Here is a 15095-nt window from a genome sequence, read left to right on the forward strand (position 1 = left end):
CAGCGTGGACTCTCCAGGCTGCCACAGGCCCGTGATTCGCTGGACGTCAATTCCTGGCATCCGGTTCCGGGCAGGAGGAATTGTTGCATGCAACTGCGTCCGCAGGTGGGTTGGGTGCCGTTCGTCCTCGCGGCGTCGCTGGTGGCGGCATGTGGTCCGTCCTCGTCGGAGACGCCCGCGCCAACGCCGGAGTCGACAGGCGTGCGGGCCGCGGAGTTGGTGGAGCTGGTGGTCAACGGAGATTTCAGCAACGGGCAGACCGCGCCCTGGTGGAGCGGACCGAACACTCAGTCGGTGGTGGAGAACGGCCGGCTGCGCGTCAACGTCACGGGTGGCACGGCGAATCCGTGGGACGCGCCCATGGGGCAGGACAACATCGCGCTCGCGAACGGGCAGGCGTACACGCTGACCTTCACCGCCTCCGCGACGGCGAACGTGACGGTGCGGGCCACGGTGCAGCTGGGCGCGGCGCCGTACACCGCGCCGCTGGACCAGAACATCACGCTGGATGGCACGGCGCGCACGTTCACGTTCCCCTTCACTTCGAATCTCGCGACGGCGGCGGGGCAGGTGACGTTCCAGGTGGGCGGGCGGGGCGCCTTCTCGCTGTTCCTGGACAACGTCTCGCTCACCACGTCGGGCGGAGGCAATCCGGGCGGCGGCGGGCCGGTGGCGATGACGAGCGGCTTCTACGTGGACCCCCACTCCAACCCGGCCGTCTGGGTGCGCGACAACGGCGGGGACTCGCGCGCCTCGCGCATCCAGACGTCCATCGCGAGCAAGCCGGGGGCGCGCTGGTTCGGCAACTGGAGCGGCGACATCACGGCCGCGGTGTCCGGCTTCGTGGGCGCGGCGGACACGGCCGACAAGCTGCCGGTGCTCGTGGCGTACAACATCCCCGGGCGTGACTGCGGCAGCCACTCCGGCGGCGGCGCGGGCAGCCCGGAGGCCTATCGCGCGTGGATCTCCGCCTTCGTCACCGGCCTGGGCAGCCGCCCCGCCATCGTCATCATCGAGCCGGATGCCGTCGCGCAGCTGGATTGTCTGCCCAGCGACCCCGAGCGCCAGACGCGCCTGGCCCTGCTGCGCTACGCGACGGAGCAGCTGCGCGACAGGGCGCCCAACACCTGGGCCTACCTGGACGGCGGCAACGCGAACTGGATTGGCGCGGACACCATGGCGCAGCGGCTGGAGTCCGCGGGCGTGCGCAACATCCGCGGCTTCGCGCTCAACGTGTCGAACTTCTACACGACGGCGCAGTCGACGACGTACGGCACCCACGTCAACACCGCGCTCACCTCGCGCTACGGCTACACGAAGCCCTTCGTCGTGGACACCAGCCGCAATGGCAACGGCCACAACGGCGAGTGGTGCAACCCCGGCGGCCGCCGGCTGGGCGTGACGTCCCAGGTGGGCGGTGGCGCGGAGCTGCTCCTGTGGGTGAAGGTGCCAGGGGACTCCGACGGCAACTGCGGCATCGCGCCGAACACGCCCGCGGGCACGTTCAGCCCCGACCTGGCCCTCCGGCTCATCGACGGCACCTGACGGGCGGGGCTCAGCCTCGCTTGGGCAGGAGCCGGGCCAGCTCGCGGTCCAGCGTGGCGGCGAAGCGCTGGCGGTCCTGGGCGTTGAAGCCGCTGGGGCCGCCCGTCACGACGCCGCTCTCGCGCAGCTCCTGCATGAAGTTCCGCACGGACAGCCGCTCGGCGATGTTCTCCTCGGAGAACAGCTCGCCGCGCGGGTCCAGGGTCACCACGCCGCGCGGCACCAGCAGCGCCGCCAGGGGGATGTCCTGGGTGACGGCCAGGTCCCCCTTCTGGGCGGAGGTGGCGATGTGCTGGTCCGCCACGTCCAGCCCCGCGCCCACCTGCACGGTGGAGACGAGCTCCGAGCGGGGCAGGGACAGGGACTTGTTGGCCACGAAGACGAGCGGCACCTTCAGGCGCTGTGAGGCGCGCAGGAGGATGTCGCGGACGGGCGTGGGGCAGGCATCGGCGTCGACCCAGATTCGCATGGCGCTCGCATCCTCGCGTGGACAGGCGCGAAGATGAAGTGCTTGACGCCGCCCATGCGTGGCGCTCGGATGCGCGCCCATGTCCGAGCTGCTCACCCGCGCCGAAGCCTCGAATCACGCTGAAACCTCGCGTCATTCCGACGTGCTCGCCTTCATCGACGAGCTCTGCCGCCGCACGAAGCTCGCCCGACGGGTGGACTTCGGCACCAGCGGCGAGGGCCAGCCCCTGGTGTCGCTGGTGGTGAGCGACCGCAACTGCTTCACGCCGGAGCTGGCGCGCAAGCAGAAGAAGGTCGTGGTGATGGTGGAGGCCAACATCCACGCCGGCGAGGTGGAGGGCAAGGAGTCGGTGCTCGCGCTCGCGCGGGATTTGACGCTCACCAGGCTGGGCCAGAAGCTGCTCGACAAGCTGGTGCTCGTGCTGGTGCCGAACTTCAACCCGGACGGCAATGACCGCATCAGCCCCAACAACCGCAAGCTGAACCTCCAGGACCTGGAGGGGCAGGTCAACCCGGCGGGCGGCGTGGGCACGCGCTACACCGGCGAGGGCTGGAACCTCAACCGCGACAGCACCAAGCAGGAGGCGCCGGAGACGCGCGCCATGGCGAAGCTGCACCAGACGTGGTGGCCGGAGCTGTTCATCGACTGCCACACCACCGACGGCAGCATCCACGACTTCGACCTGACCTACGACACGTCGCACTCCAACGAGCCGCTGTTCCAGGAGCTGCGCGACTACAACCGGCAGATGCTGGACCGCGTCGCCCAGGCGGTGCAGAAGCGCCACGGCTTCGACAGCTTCTGGTACGGCAACTACCGCGAGGAGGGCGTGCCCAGCTCGGGCTGGCATACGTACCCGGCGCTGCCGCGCTTCGGCAGCCACTACCGGGGACTGCTCGGCCGGCTGGACGTGCTGCTGGAGACGTACAGCTACATCGACTTCCCGCGCCGCTGCGCGGTGATGTACGCGTGGCTGCTGGAGCTGATTCGCGAGGCGGCCCGGAGCGCGAAGACGTACCGCGCGCTCACCCAGGCGCAGGAGGAGGCCATCATCGCCCGGGGCACCACGCCGGATCCGCAGACGCTGGTGGGCATCAACTACGGCGTGGCCACGCGCGACGGGGAGGGGAAGCTGACGTTCGACTACCCGGCCTACGTGAAGCCCGGTGACCTGGCGCGCATCCAGGCGTTCGACGAGAAGAGCGTCACGGAGCGGCGCTTCCCGGGCAAGAAGCGCAAGGTCTACCGCGTGCCGCACTTCCGCACCTTCATCCCGACGCAGTCGGTGAGCACGCCGGAGGCGTACCTGGTGCCCGCGGAGCTGGCGCCCCGGCTGGAGTCGCAGGGCATCCGCTTCGAGGTGCTCCCCAAGGCGCAGCGCTTCCTGGTGGACAGCTACCGCATCGCCCGGCGCGAGGAGACCTTCAGCCCGGACGTGGCCGCCAATGTGCCGCCGCCGGGGCAGGCGGAGGTGCCGCTGAGCCAGAAGCCCAAGCCGGTGCGCTTCGAGACGGTGCTGACGGTGTCGCCCGAGCGCGGCGAGCGCGAGTTCGCCCAGGGCACGCTCCGCGTCCCCACCGCGCAGCGCGCGGGCACGCTGGCCGTCTACCTGCTGGAGCCGCACTCCGATGATGGCTTCTGCCGGTGGCAGTTCCTGGACACCTTGTTGGAGGTGGGCGGTTACTACCCCGTGCACCGCGTGGTGAGCCCCGCTCCCGCGCCGAAGAAGGCGGAGTGAGGCCCAAGGGCCCTGACGCGGGTCGGGGTCCAGCAGGATGGCAACGTCACCGCGACGCTGGATTGCCCGCCTGACGGGGGGCACGCCGTTCATCCCTGAGGCGGCGCGGTTCATCCCAGGGCACGTGGAAGCGGTCCCGGGAGATGGCTAGCCTCCGTGCGCATGCGCGACGCGGAGCCGGTTCGTCCCCGAGTGGATGAGGTGGAGCCCCTGCCGTCCTGGGCCGTGTGGCTCGGGGCGTTGGGGTGGTGGCTCGCGGATGCGCTCATCTCCGTGAGCCAGACGCAGCTGCTGCAACGCATCGGCGAGCTGAAGGTCGTGGAGGGGGCGCTGTGGCGGATGTCGCTGGCCAGCTCCCTGCTGTGGGTGCCAATCACGGTGATGTGTCTGCGCCTGTCCGAGCGGGTGCCCCTGTCGCGGGGGCACCTGCGGCGGGCGCTGGGCTTCCACGGAGGGGCGCTGCTCGTCGTCGTGCTGGGGCGGGCGACTTTCGTCGTGCTCACGCAGGACCTCATCGGCTGGTACGAGCGCACGCCGCAGGTGCTCGACGTGCTCGCGCAGAGCGTCGTCAACAACCTGCTGCCCTTCGTGTTGCTGACGGCGGGAGCGCATGCGCTGGGCCTGGCGCGCCGCGCGCACGTGCGTCAGCGGCGCGCCGACCAGTTGCAGGCGCAGCTCGCGCAGGCGCGGCTGCAGGCCCTGGCGTCGCAGCTGCGCCCCCACTTCCTCTTCAACGCGCTCAACGCCGTGTCCTCGCTGGTCCACGTGGACCCGGACGCCGCCGAGAAGATGCTGGCGCGCCTGGGGGACTTGCTGCGCCACAGCCTGGAGTCCCATGCGCGGCAGGAGGTGACGCTGCGCGAGGAGCAGCAGGCGCTGGCGCCGTATCTGGACATCGAGCAGACGCGCTTCGGGCCGCGACTGGAGGTCGCCTGGAGGCTGGGGCCCGACGTGCTGGATGCGCGCGTGCCGTATCTAGCGTTGCAGCCGTTGGTGGAGAACGCCATCCGTCATGGGCTGGCGCCGCGCGCGGAGCCCGGGCGCATCGAGATCTCCGCTGAGCGGGAGGGCGACGTGCTGCGCCTGTGCGTGAGCGATGACGGGATGGGCCCCCCCGTGAGCGGCCCTCCGCGAGGTGGCGGGGTGGGGCTGTCGAACCTGCGCGCCCGGCTGGCGACGCTGTACGGGCCTCGTGCCGTGCTGGAGCTGCGCGCGGGGACGCCTCGCGGCGCGGTGGTGGAGCTGCGGGTTCCGCTCGATGACGCGCCCGGCGCGGAGCGGGTGGCCGCATGAGCGCCGCGCGTGGGGGGGCGTGATGGAGCCCGCCTCCGGGGGCAGGGTGATGATGGGCGGCAAAGAGGTCGTGGAGCCGTCGGTGCTTCGCGTGGCGCTCGCCGGAGCGGGTGGCGGCAGGAGGGCCGCGCGTGGAGGGGGCAGGGTGATGATGGGCGGTAATGAGGTCGTGGAGCCGTCGGTGCTTCGCGTGGCGCTCGCCGGAGCGGGTGGCCGCATGAGAGCCGCGCGTCGGCGTGTCGTGATGGAGCGCGCGTCCGGGAGGGCTGGGTGATGATGGGCGGTGGTGAAGCGGTGGAGCCGTCCGTGCTTCGCGTGGCGCTCGCGGATGACGAGCCGCTCGCCCGTTCGCGCCTGCGCGCATTGCTCGCCGCGGAGCCGCATGTCGAGCTCGTCTCCGAGGCCGCCAGCGGCGCGGAGGCCGTGCGCGGCGTGCTCCAGTCCTCGCCGGACGTGCTGCTGCTGGACGTCGAGATGCCAGCGGGAGACGGCTTCGAGGTCCTCCGCGCGCTGCCGCCCGAGTCGCTGCCCGTGGTCGTCTTCGTCACCGCGTGGCAGCAGCACGCCGTGCGCGCTTTCGAGGCCCAGGCGTTGGACTTCCTGCTCAAGCCCTATGACAAGGAGCGCTTCCGCGCCGCGCTCGCCCGCGCGCGCCAGCAGGTGCGGCTGGTGCGTCGAGGCGAGGCGGTGGCTCGGCAGGAGGCGCTCCTGTCCGGGCTCGCGCTGGCGGAGGCCCCGCTGCGGCGTCTGCCCGTCAAGGTGGACGGTCGCATCCGCTTCGTCGACTGCTCCGCCATCTCCCACGTCGAGTCCGAGGCCAACTACGTGCGCGTGCACGTGGGCGCGGAGCAGCACGTGCTGCGCGAGACGCTGACGCACCTGGAGGAGCGCCTGGACACACGGCGCTTCCTGCGCGTGCACCGCTCCGTGCTCGTGAACCTGGACCAGGTGCGCGAGGCGGAGCCGCTGTCCCAGGGGGAGTACCTGCTGGTGCTCGGCTCGAGCGGTACCGCCGTGCGCACCGGTCGCAGTCACCGCGCGCGCGTCGAGGCCGCGCTGGGATTGGGAAGCGACAGCGCCCGCTGAAGGCGCCGTCCCTGGTGGCGCGCCATCCATCCCGCGCCCCCCTCGCTTCATCCCCGCTTCCCGGACAGGCGAGCGGGCACCCTGTACCTCTACGGCCATGGCGAGAGCGAGCCCGGCTCCTTTCGCCACACCCGAGAGGAGCTCACCATGTCGTCGTCCCGTCGCATCCCCACGCTGCTCGCGACGCTCGCGCTGTCCGTCGCGACGTCCGCCTCCGCCTCCGCGCCCAGCACGCCGGAGGTGCTCTCCCCCGGCTTCATCTCCCTGCCCGAGCAGGAGGAGTGGCGCATCGCCTTCACGCCGGACGGCCGCACCGCGTTCTGGGGCGTGAGCGCCGGCTTCTTCCCCGAGACGCGTCAGGCCACCATCGTCTTCTCCGAGTGGCGCAACGGCCGCTGGACGCAGCCCCGCCCCGCGTCCTTCTCCGGCGTGCACTCAGACATCGACCCGTTCGTCTCCCCCGACGGACGCCGCCTCTTCTTCTCCTCCATCCGTCCCGTCAACGGCCAGCCGCGCACGGACGTGGAGATGTGGGTGGTGGAGCGTCGCCGCGATGGCGGCTGGGGCGAGCCGCGTCACCTGGGCGCCGCGGTCCACAGCACCGCCGACGAGCTCTACCCGAGCGTGGACGCGGAGGGCACGCTGTACTTCGGCTCGGACCGCGAGGGCGGCTACGGCGGCTGGGACATCTACCGCTCGCGCCCGCGTCACGACGGCTCCTACGGCCCCGCGGAGAACCTGGGACCCGCCATCAACACCGAGTCCTGGGAGTTCAACCCCAACGTCCTCGCGGACGGCAGGACGCTGCTGTTCGCGTCCATCGCCCGCCCGGATGGCCACGGCTACGGTGACCTCTACGTCGCCCGCAAGACGTGGCGTGGCTGGCAGCCGGCGCGCAACCTGGGGCCGACGGTGAACACGGACCTGGACGAGTACCACCCGACGCTCTCGCCGGACCAGCGCACGCTCTACTTCGTGCGCCACCAGTACGAGCCGTTCGTCCCCGGGGAGCTCTACCACGTCCGCGTCGGCGGGCTGCTGTCCGACGACGGCACCTGCGACGTGAGCCACTGAGCCACCGCGTGAGCGCCTCCGCCCGGAGTCATCCCTCTTCCGGGCGGAAGGGCCCCGCGCGAGCATCTCAGCGCGACTGCAGGCGCAGGTTGTCCAGGGCCACGTCGGGGTGGCCCTCGGGCAGGTCGACGAAGAACGCGACGGGCTGCGCGGTGCCCAGCTGGAAGTTGGCGCGCACCCGCTTCGCCACCGCGTCACACGGCATGCGTGGCTCCCGCCCGTCGGCGGTGATGAAGCCGCACATCATCCCCCGCGTGGCGCGCGACGTGTCGAAGGCCACGGCCCAGCCGCGCCCCGGCACGAGCGCCTGCCGCGTCGCCACCCACCGCTGTCCGCCGCGAAGCAGCGACGCGAAGCGCGAGGTCTCACCCCGGGTCCACGTGGCCGGCACCGGCACGGACGCTCCGGGCTCCAGGATGCCCACCCCCACGCGCTGCGAGCGGTACTCGAAGCCCTGGGCCAGCGTGTCGGAGACGACGACCCACTCCGTCACCGCGGCGGCGCCGGAGTCCGCCTCCAGCGAGAGCTTCAGCGTCTGCGTGCCTCCGCTGGTCGCGACGAAGGTGGTGGCGACGAGCCCCGCGGCCTCGCCCGGACGGCTCTGGGGCCTGGCTCCGCGCAGGAGCGTCTGGCCGCCCAGGGTGAGGGTGACTCGCGGCGGCGTGGCCTCCAGCGCGCGGACGCGGACCGACACGCGATAGCTCATGCCGGAGACCACCCGCGCGGGCGGCAGCGAGAGGGGGCTGCTCCGCCCGACGGGCACCAGCGGCTCGTTGGGGAAGCGCACGCGCTCCCAGGCGGAGCACGTGGCCTCGACGCAGGGCCAGGGCTTGGGAAAGGCCTGCGGCGTGAGCGGGGCACGGCGCAATAGCCAGACATCGTGCTCCAGCCACAGGTGGAGGTTGGGGAACAGGCCGGGCGATTGGGCATCGCAGACATCCGAGGCGCTCCTCGACTCCACGAGCTTGCGCGTGAAGGCCAGCCGCGCGTAGCCCAGCCCCGCGTCTCCCGGGCCGCGCGCGGTGCGCTCGGGGTCCTCGCAGAGGAAGTCGTAGTCGTGCGCCAGGAACACCCACGAATCCCACACGGCCACGGGCCCGAGCAGCTCCTCGGTGCCCAGCGCCGTGTTGCGCTGGGTGATGCCCGCGCCCGAAGAGCCGTGGCAGCCATGCAGCTCGGTGAGGCGAGCGTCCGTGCCCGTCGACGTCACGCCCAGCGAGACGCGGGGGCGGCCGGAGGGGGACCACGGCGTGGAGCGCAGCGGCAGCAGCTGGTGGGCGTCGTAGTAGTGGTAGTTGAGCGTGGGCTCGTGGCCGGCGTAGCGCGTGTAGTGGCGCCAGAGGTCGGAGCCCCGGTCCGCGGGGATGGTGTAGACCTCGTGGGTCCACGACATCGAGACGGGGAGGCCCTCGCCCTCGGACCCGGCCACGCCCAGGTAGTCATAGCGACAGCCGGGGCTCGAATCTCCGCAGTCGAGCAGCGCGGTGTCCGCGCGGGGGAAGGCCGCGGGGCAGCGGTAGTCGCCATACGGCCCTCCGCAGCGCGCCACCACGCGGCAGCCGTAGGACGTCGTGCTGTAGCCCGGCCCCAGCGGTGTCTTGCGATAGCGCGGGAAGGTGCCCGACAGGCTCCGCGCAGTGGCCTCCCAGCCCACCTCGTCGCTGCGCATGGGGTCATACATGCGGACCTCGAGCAGCTGGTTCGCGGGGGACCACACGTTCGTGGCATCCACGCAATGCGCCGCGGTGATGGCCCGGCGCGGTGAGATGAACGTGACACCACACGTGTAGCGCAGCGGTGTTCCATCCAGCCCCAGGACAGGGGCGTGCGTCCCCGGGCGCAGCATGGGGACGAACACCGTCCCATGGCTGAGCCGGCTGCTGGCCAGCGCGCCCGAAGGGCCGAGGTCCACGCGGTAGTAGTCCTGATAGGCCCACTCCACGCGCTGGTCCACGGCCTCCCCCCCGGATGTGTCGGGTGACTCCAGGTGGCCGCCGCAGCCGACGAGACAGGTCATCAGGATGGCCAGATGAAAGCTCGCGCGGACGCGCACGGCGCGTCGTGTCGTGTCCATGAATGTTCCCCCCTCGATGACCCGGCGCGGCGTCCCCTCTCCGCGCGAGTGCTGGTGTCACCGGCACCCCGCATCATGCTGTGCATCTCCCCCGCCCAGAGCCCGCACGACCCGCCCGCGCGTCTGTCGCCCGTCCCACCTTGGAGGTGTTTCACGTCTTCGGGATGGCACTGCTCCCGCGTCACCCCGTGTGCGGGTTGGCGTGGATTTATGCCAATGAACAATGTATAAACGTGTAATCACGGCATATCTTGCCAAGTCGTGATTCCGGCAGGGGCCGGAGTTGCTCATCCCTGGCAGGGGGCGCGGCCGTCCGCGCGGGTGTGAGAACGCGAATGCAACGCATGTTTGAAATGCGCCAGGGAAGCTGGCGCGTGGGAGTGGTGTGCGCGCTGTTGGCCTTGGGTTCGGCGTGTGGGGACGCGGCGGTGGAGCCCGAGTCACCGGTGCCCGAGGTGGTGGAGGCGGACCCGGCGCGTCATCCGGAGCGTCGTGGCATCGGCATGTTGCCGTTGCCGAGCGGGCCGTCGGCGATGGCCATCACGGTGGACCCTCGGGCGTCGCTCATCGTCACCGAGGACGCCATCGTGAGGAACTTCACGCTGCTGCGGGTGATGACGCAGCTGGTGACGCAGTCGGGGGTCGCGGGCCTGACGCCGCTGGCGCTCTTCCAGGACTGGTGGAGCACGCAGGCGCCCCCGGGCTGTCTGCCCGTCTTCAACACCTTCCCCTTCGAGTGTCCGCGGCCGGAGTCGAACCAGGCGTTCGTCAACCCCTTCATCAACCCGGGCACCAACCCCGACGAGTACATCCCGCTGGCGCTGGTCAACCGCTTCGACCTGGCGCCGGTGTCGGGCAGCGACTGCGGTGAGTACCGCATCGTCTTCGGCAAGCGCTCGGGCATCCCGGGCGGCGGCAATCGCAACCTGCTCATCTTCGAGGCGGTGCTGCCCAACCCCAACCCCGCCGCGGGCCTCAATGGCTGTCAGCCGGTCGCCAACTTCTGGGCCTCGCTGACGGGGATGACCACGCTGTCGTCCCGCATCGCCGCGCTGCAGGGCTTCTACTTCAACGGCCTGCCGGGCGCGGGCGTCATGCCGGTGGTGCACATCGACAACTACGGCAACCGCTCCGGGAGCGTGGCGACGGGGCAGGTGCGCACCAACCAGTTCATCGGGCGGCCGTGGACGCTGCGTGAGTTCAGCGTGCGCCGGACGATGTGCGGCGCCACCCCCTGCCAGCTGCGCTTCGTCCCGGTGACGGTGAAGGTCAACCCGGGTGGGACGCTGTTCAACCCGGCGTCCGGCCACGCGCTCGCGCCCACGTTCCAGGGCTCGCTGTTCCCCGGACAGGTGCCCGCGCTGGCCGTCAATGACATCAACCTGTTCAACAACACCATCCCGGACGCGTTCAACAGCGGGCAGAGCCACGTGGGGGTGTTCGAGAACCAGTACGTCGCGCAGTTCGGCCCCGGCCCCAGCCCCTTCCACACCAACGTCCAGGCGGCGATTGCCGCGGCGGGCAGCACGCTGACGCCGCAGCAGGTGGTGGCGCGCTCCATGGCGCTGTCGTGCGCCGGCTGCCACGAGAACAGCAACGGCGCGAACCTGGGCGGCGGGCTCGTCTGGCCTCCGTCGGGCGGCTTCGTGCACGTGGGTGAGCAGTTCGACCCGCTTTCGGGGGTGTTCGGCCCGCGCTACCGCATCTCCCCGGCGCTCACCAACGTCTTCCTGCCCCACCGCAAGGCGGTGCTGGAGACGTTCCTGAACGCCTCGTGCGGGGATGCCACGTGCCAGCCGTGGGAGACGACCACCGTCTGCCCGGCTGACTGCCCGTAGTCCTCGGTCCACCAAGGTTCGGATGTGGGCGCGGAGGCATGTCTATACTCCGCGCCCACCATGACGGCGGACTCCCTCAAGCAGCACCTGCGGCGCACGCTCCGGCGGGATTTGTGGCTGACGCTCACCCCCGCGCTGCTCCTCATCGGCGTCGCCTTCGCCGCCGCGTTCCACTTCATCAAGCCCGCGCCGCCCAAGACGCTGGTGCTGGCCATGTCCCAGGACGAGGGCGGCTTCCGCTACTACGCGCGGAAGTACCAGGACTTCCTGGCCAGGCACGACATCAAGCTGGAGCTGCGCTCGACGAAGGGCTCCATCGAGAACGTGGCGCTGCTGGCGGACGAGTCCTCGGGCGTGGACGTGGCCTTCGTGCAGAGCGGCACGGTGGCGGGGGAGGCCGCGGGGAACGTGGTGTCGCTGGGCAGTCTGTCCTACGTGCCCCTGTGGGTGTTCTACCGGGGTGAGCCCCTGGAGGACGTGCGCCAGCTCAAGGGCCGCAAGGTGGCGGTGGGGCCGGAGGGCAGCGGCACGCGCGCGCTCGCCATCACGCTCTTGAAGGCCAACGGCATCGACGAGGCGCCCACGGAGCTGATGCCGCTGGAGCGCGAGGCCGCCATCGAGCAGCTCAAGCAGGGGACGGTGGACGCCATCTTCCTCATCTCTCCGGCCGAGTCGCCCGCCATCCACCGGCTGGCGGCGGTGCCCGGCATCCGGCTGTTGAGCTTCACGCGGGGCGCGGCGTACGCGCGGCGCTTCCCGTACCTGTCGCGGCTGGTGTTGCCCCGGGGTGTGTTCAACCTGGCCTCGGACGTGCCGGCCGAGGACGTGGTGGTCATCGCGCCCACGGCGAACCTGGTGGCGCGCGACTCGCTGCACCCGGCGCTGGCGTATCTGCTGATGCGCGCGGCCAGCGAGGTCCACGGCAAGGCGGGCCTGTTGGACGGCGCGGCCGAGTTCCCCGCGCCCCGCGAGACGGGCTTCCCGCTCAGCGATGAGGCGAAGCGCTACTACGAGGCGGGGGTCCCCCTGCTGCAGCGCTACCTGCCGTTCTGGGCCGCCAACCTGGTGGACCGGCTGTGGGTGATGCTGGTGCCCATCATCGCGGTGGTGGTGCCGCTGTTCCGGGCGGTGCCGGCGGTGTACCAGTGGCGCATGCGCTCGCGCATCGTGCGTTGGTATGCGCGGCTGAAGGAGATTGAAATCCAGCTCGATGAGAACCCCGGGCAGCAGATGCTCGAGGACATGCTCAAGCGCCTGGAGGAGGCGGAGCGCGAGGTCAATCGCATCCCCATGCCGCTGGCGTACGCGGAGAACCTCTACTTCTTCCGCGAGCACATCGAGGTGGTGCGCCGTCGCCTCATCCGTCGGCTCTCCGGTGGGCGGGACGGGGCGGACGCGCACGCGCACTCCGCCAGCGCGTAGTCGGCTCGGACCTCGCGCGGGGCGCTCGCGTGGGCGCCACGCCCGGGGTCGTGGGGGCGCGAGGTGTCGGCCCCGGCTCGGGGCTCCACCCGCCCGGCGCCGGCGACAGCCCCGCGCCCGTCACGCGCGTAACGGGGGCACGGGGGACTGGCCCCCTCTGCGTGCTTCGGTCGACGCCTCCCGTCATGGCCACGCGCAGCACCTGACAGGCGCGCATCAGGCGCCGCCGCGTGTTCACGTGGGTGAGCCCGAGCTGTGCGGCCATGGTGCGTCCATCCAGGTCCCGCTCGAAGCGCATGACGCAGGCCTGGCGCAGGGCTTCCGGCAACTGGGAGACGTGGCGCCACAGGAGCCGGGCCCGCTCGCGCTCGAGCAGGAGGTGCTCGGGCGAGGGGGCGTGGAGGGGGGCCGTGGCCTCGGTGCACGTGTCGTCGGTGAGGTCGTCCGCGCGGCGGGCCCGTGCGCGGTGCTGGTCCACACAGGTGTTGTGGAGGATGCGCGTCAGCCAGGCCTCGGGGTTGTGGAGGCGGTGGGACTCGCGGGGCCAGGCCTCCGCGGCCCGGAGCATCGCGGCGCCCAGCGCGTCCTCCGCGTCGGCGTGGTTGCCTCCGAGCTGGCGCACGCTCCTGGCGAGGAGCCTCGGTTGGTGCTGCCGCCACAGCTCCCAGAAGCGGGTCGACGTCGTTTCGTTGAGAGTCTTCACCGTGGGCTCACCCCTGCGTGTGAGGCCCCCTTGAGCAACGGCCATGCCCACGCCTGTCCCTCGGACGGCGGCGCCCGGAAGCGTGGACTGGCATGTCAGCGGCGGGCGCTGACATGTCAGCCGAAGGCCCGGGGAGGCTGGCGTCAGACTCGACCCGGGCCTCCTCGGTGTAGCCTGGAGGAGAACCCCGGCTCCGGCGCCGAGCGTCCCCCTCATGTCGCAGCGATTCCTCGATGATGTCTCCACCGCCAGCCCCCCGCGGCGTGGCGGCGACTCCCAGTCCGCGCCCCTGGCGCCGGCGCTGACGCTGGTCTCCCATCCGCTCGCGTCGAGGGTGGGGGAGCGCTACGTGATGGAGGCCTTGCTCGCGGGGTGTGAGGTGGCCCTGTCGCGCAACGAGCCGCTCTTCACGCGCGTGGGGGAGGGGGTGGGGCGACCGCTGGCGGACCCGTTCCTGAGCCGACGTCCGCTGCGCTTCCTGCCGCGTCCGGAGGGCGGGCTCCGGCTGGAGGTGGACGCGGAGGGCACGTCCGTGGTGGTCGGAGGTGTGCCCGGGGGTGCGTGGGATTTCCGGCCGGAGGTGCTCGCGGCGGGGGTGACGCTGGAGCTGGGCGGGCGGGTGGTGGTGCTGCTGCATCGCGTGGCGCTGGACGCGGAGCGCTCGGCGGACACCCTGGGCATGGTGGGGCAGAGCCTGGCCCTGGGCCGCGTGCGCACCCGCGTGCGGCAGGTGGCGGACCTGGAGGTGCCGGTGCTCGTGCGGGGGGAGACGGGCACGGGGAAGGAGCTGGTCGCCCGGGCGCTCCATCAGCGGAGTCCTCGTCGCAGGGGGCCGTTCATCAGCGTCAACCTGGGCACGCTGGCACGCGAGCTCGCGGCCTCGGAGTTGTTCGGCGCGCAGCGCGGGGCCTACACAGGTGCGTCGCAGAGTCGCGAGGGGTTCTTCCGCGCGGCCCATGGCGGCACGCTCTTCCTGGACGAGGTGGGGGAGGCTCCGCCGGAGGTGCAGGTGGCGCTCTTGCGCGTGCTGGAGACGGGGGAGGTGTTCCCGGTGGGGTCACATACGCCCGTCGTCACGGACGTGCGGCTGGTCGCCGCGACGGACGCGCCCTTGGAGGAGCTCATCGAGCAGGGGCGGTTTCGCGCACCACTGTTGCATCGGCTCTCCGGTTACACGCTCCAGATGCCGGCGCTGCGGGAGCGGCGTGAGGACATCGCGCTGCTCTTCCATCACTTCGCGCGGCTGGAGCTGGAGTCGCTGGGCGAGGCGTGGCGGCTGGAGCCCGAGGACCCCTACGCGGAGCCGTGGCTGCCCGCGTCGCTGGCGACGCGGCTGTTGGACTTCGAGTGGCCCGGCAACGTGCGCCAGCTTCGCAACGTGGTCCGGCAGCTGGTCATCAGCAGTCGGGGGCAGCCTCGGCTCCAGGTGGATGCGTCGCTGGAGGCGGAGCTGGGCTCCGGCAAGCGCGAGGAGCCCGTGGCGCTGACGCGCCGCAAGCCGGCGGAGGTGTCGGAGCGGGAGCTCCTGGAGGCGCTGCGGGAGTGCTCGTGGGATTTGAAGGGCACGGCGGAGCGGCTGGGCATCACCCGGGCGTCGCTCTACAACCTGGTGGACCGCAGCCCGCATATCCGCACGGTGAAGGACGTGAGCGCGGAGGAGATCTCTCGCTGCTTCCACGAGTGCGCGGGGGACCTGGACGCGATGGTGCGACGGCTGGAGGTCTCCCGGCGCGCGCTCCAGCGGCGGGTCCGTGAGCTGGGGCTCGGGCCCGCCGAGTGATGGCGTCATCCGGCGTGGCGGGCTCTCGCGGCCACGCTCCATTCAGTCGAACGACGTGAGGAGGCTCGCGTGA

11 protein-coding genes are annotated in these 15095 nt (G+C 71.5%); 8 read left to right on the top strand and 3 right to left on the bottom strand.

Annotated features, from left to right (window positions below):
• Window positions 1–87 precede the first annotated feature (87 nt).
• Window positions 88–1545: a glycoside hydrolase family 6 protein gene (locus AC6JA9_RS13970; RefSeq protein WP_223785064.1), complete on the top strand. Its 1458-nt coding sequence runs from the start codon at window positions 88–90 to the stop codon at window positions 1543–1545.
• A 10-nt stretch (window positions 1546–1555) separates the two neighbouring features.
• On the opposite strand, the gene AC6JA9_RS13975 is transcribed toward AC6JA9_RS13970, so the two are convergent.
• A complete protein-coding gene (locus AC6JA9_RS13975) occupies window positions 1556–2014 on the bottom strand; it encodes a YaiI/YqxD family protein (RefSeq protein ID WP_141325926.1) in 459 nt (152 codons plus the stop codon).
• A gap of 79 nt (window positions 2015–2093) precedes the next feature.
• Between AC6JA9_RS13975 and AC6JA9_RS13980 the strand changes: the two genes are divergently transcribed.
• The 4 genes from AC6JA9_RS13980 (at window position 2094) to AC6JA9_RS13995 (ending at window position 7205) form a co-directional block, all read left to right on the top strand.
• Window positions 2094–3752, top strand: a complete 1659-nt coding sequence (locus tag AC6JA9_RS13980; protein WP_267696979.1) for a M14 family zinc carboxypeptidase — start codon at window positions 2094–2096, stop codon at window positions 3750–3752.
• Between the two features lie 162 nt (window positions 3753–3914).
• Window positions 3915–5045: a sensor histidine kinase gene (locus AC6JA9_RS13985; protein ID WP_497960688.1), complete on the top strand. Its 1131-nt coding sequence runs from the start codon at window positions 3915–3917 to the stop codon at window positions 5043–5045.
• Between the two features lie 273 nt (window positions 5046–5318).
• Window positions 5319–6131: a LytR/AlgR family response regulator transcription factor gene (locus tag AC6JA9_RS13990; protein ID WP_223785066.1), complete on the top strand. Its 813-nt coding sequence runs from the start codon at window positions 5319–5321 to the stop codon at window positions 6129–6131.
• 147 nt (window positions 6132–6278) lie between these two features.
• Window positions 6279–7205 (top strand): TolB family protein, encoded by a 927-nt coding sequence (locus AC6JA9_RS13995; protein WP_497959913.1) that lies wholly within the window; start codon window positions 6279–6281, stop codon window positions 7203–7205.
• Between the two features lie 67 nt (window positions 7206–7272).
• Here the strand turns inward: AC6JA9_RS13995 and AC6JA9_RS14000 are convergent, their stop codons facing one another.
• A complete protein-coding gene (locus AC6JA9_RS14000) occupies window positions 7273–9279 on the bottom strand; it encodes a COG1470 family protein (protein ID WP_223752213.1) in 2007 nt (668 codons plus the stop codon).
• A 395-nt stretch (window positions 9280–9674) separates the two neighbouring features.
• Here AC6JA9_RS14000 and AC6JA9_RS14005 point away from each other — a divergent pair, with 395 nt between their 5' ends.
• A complete protein-coding gene (locus AC6JA9_RS14005) occupies window positions 9675–11117 on the top strand; it encodes a hypothetical protein (protein WP_408891022.1) in 1443 nt (480 codons plus the stop codon).
• Window positions 11118–11177: 60 nt separating this feature from the next.
• Complete coding sequence (locus tag AC6JA9_RS14010) at window positions 11178–12539, top strand: TAXI family TRAP transporter solute-binding subunit (RefSeq protein WP_223752215.1); 1362 nt, start codon at window positions 11178–11180, stop codon at window positions 12537–12539.
• Here AC6JA9_RS14010 and AC6JA9_RS14015 read toward each other — a convergent pair.
• Window positions 12475–13458, bottom strand: coding sequence for an RNA polymerase sigma factor (locus AC6JA9_RS14015; RefSeq protein ID WP_497959915.1), 984 nt, complete (start codon window positions 13456–13458; stop codon window positions 12475–12477). The genes AC6JA9_RS14010 and AC6JA9_RS14015 overlap by 65 nt on opposite strands.
• Between AC6JA9_RS14015 and AC6JA9_RS14020 the strand changes: the two genes are divergently transcribed.
• Complete coding sequence (locus tag AC6JA9_RS14020; protein WP_408891021.1) at window positions 13457–15022, top strand: sigma 54-interacting transcriptional regulator; 1566 nt, start codon at window positions 13457–13459, stop codon at window positions 15020–15022. The genes AC6JA9_RS14015 and AC6JA9_RS14020 overlap by 2 nt on opposite strands.
• Window positions 15023–15095 lie beyond the last annotated feature (73 nt).

It is taken from the genome of Myxococcus sp. MH1, from assembly GCF_059738865.1.

What these genes read in the sequence shown, in the direction of transcription:
- AC6JA9_RS13980 (WP_267696979.1), top strand. Translation starts at nt 2,094, where the DNA reads ATGTCCGAGCTGCTCACCCGCGCCGAAGCCTCGAATCACGCTGAAACC.
- AC6JA9_RS13990 (WP_223785066.1), top strand. Translation starts at nt 5,319, where the DNA reads ATGATGGGCGGTGGTGAAGCGGTGGAGCCGTCCGTGCTTCGCGTGGCG.
- AC6JA9_RS14020 (WP_408891021.1), top strand. Translation starts at nt 13,457, where the DNA reads ATGTCGCAGCGATTCCTCGATGATGTCTCCACCGCCAGCCCCCCGCGG.
- AC6JA9_RS14010 (WP_223752215.1), top strand. Translation starts at nt 11,178, where the DNA reads ATGACGGCGGACTCCCTCAAGCAGCACCTGCGGCGCACGCTCCGGCGG.
- AC6JA9_RS13995 (WP_497959913.1), top strand. Translation starts at nt 6,279, where the DNA reads ATGTCGTCGTCCCGTCGCATCCCCACGCTGCTCGCGACGCTCGCGCTG.
- AC6JA9_RS13985 (WP_497960688.1), top strand. Translation starts at nt 3,915, where the DNA reads ATGCGCGACGCGGAGCCGGTTCGTCCCCGAGTGGATGAGGTGGAGCCC.
- AC6JA9_RS14000 (WP_223752213.1), bottom strand. Translation starts at nt 9,279, where the DNA reads ATGGACACGACACGACGCGCCGTGCGCGTCCGCGCGAGCTTTCATCTG.
- AC6JA9_RS13975 (WP_141325926.1), bottom strand. Translation starts at nt 2,014, where the DNA reads ATGCGAATCTGGGTCGACGCCGATGCCTGCCCCACGCCCGTCCGCGAC.
- AC6JA9_RS14015 (WP_497959915.1), bottom strand. Translation starts at nt 13,458, where the DNA reads ATGAGGGGGACGCTCGGCGCCGGAGCCGGGGTTCTCCTCCAGGCTACA.
- AC6JA9_RS13970 (WP_223785064.1), top strand. Translation starts at nt 88, where the DNA reads ATGCAACTGCGTCCGCAGGTGGGTTGGGTGCCGTTCGTCCTCGCGGCG.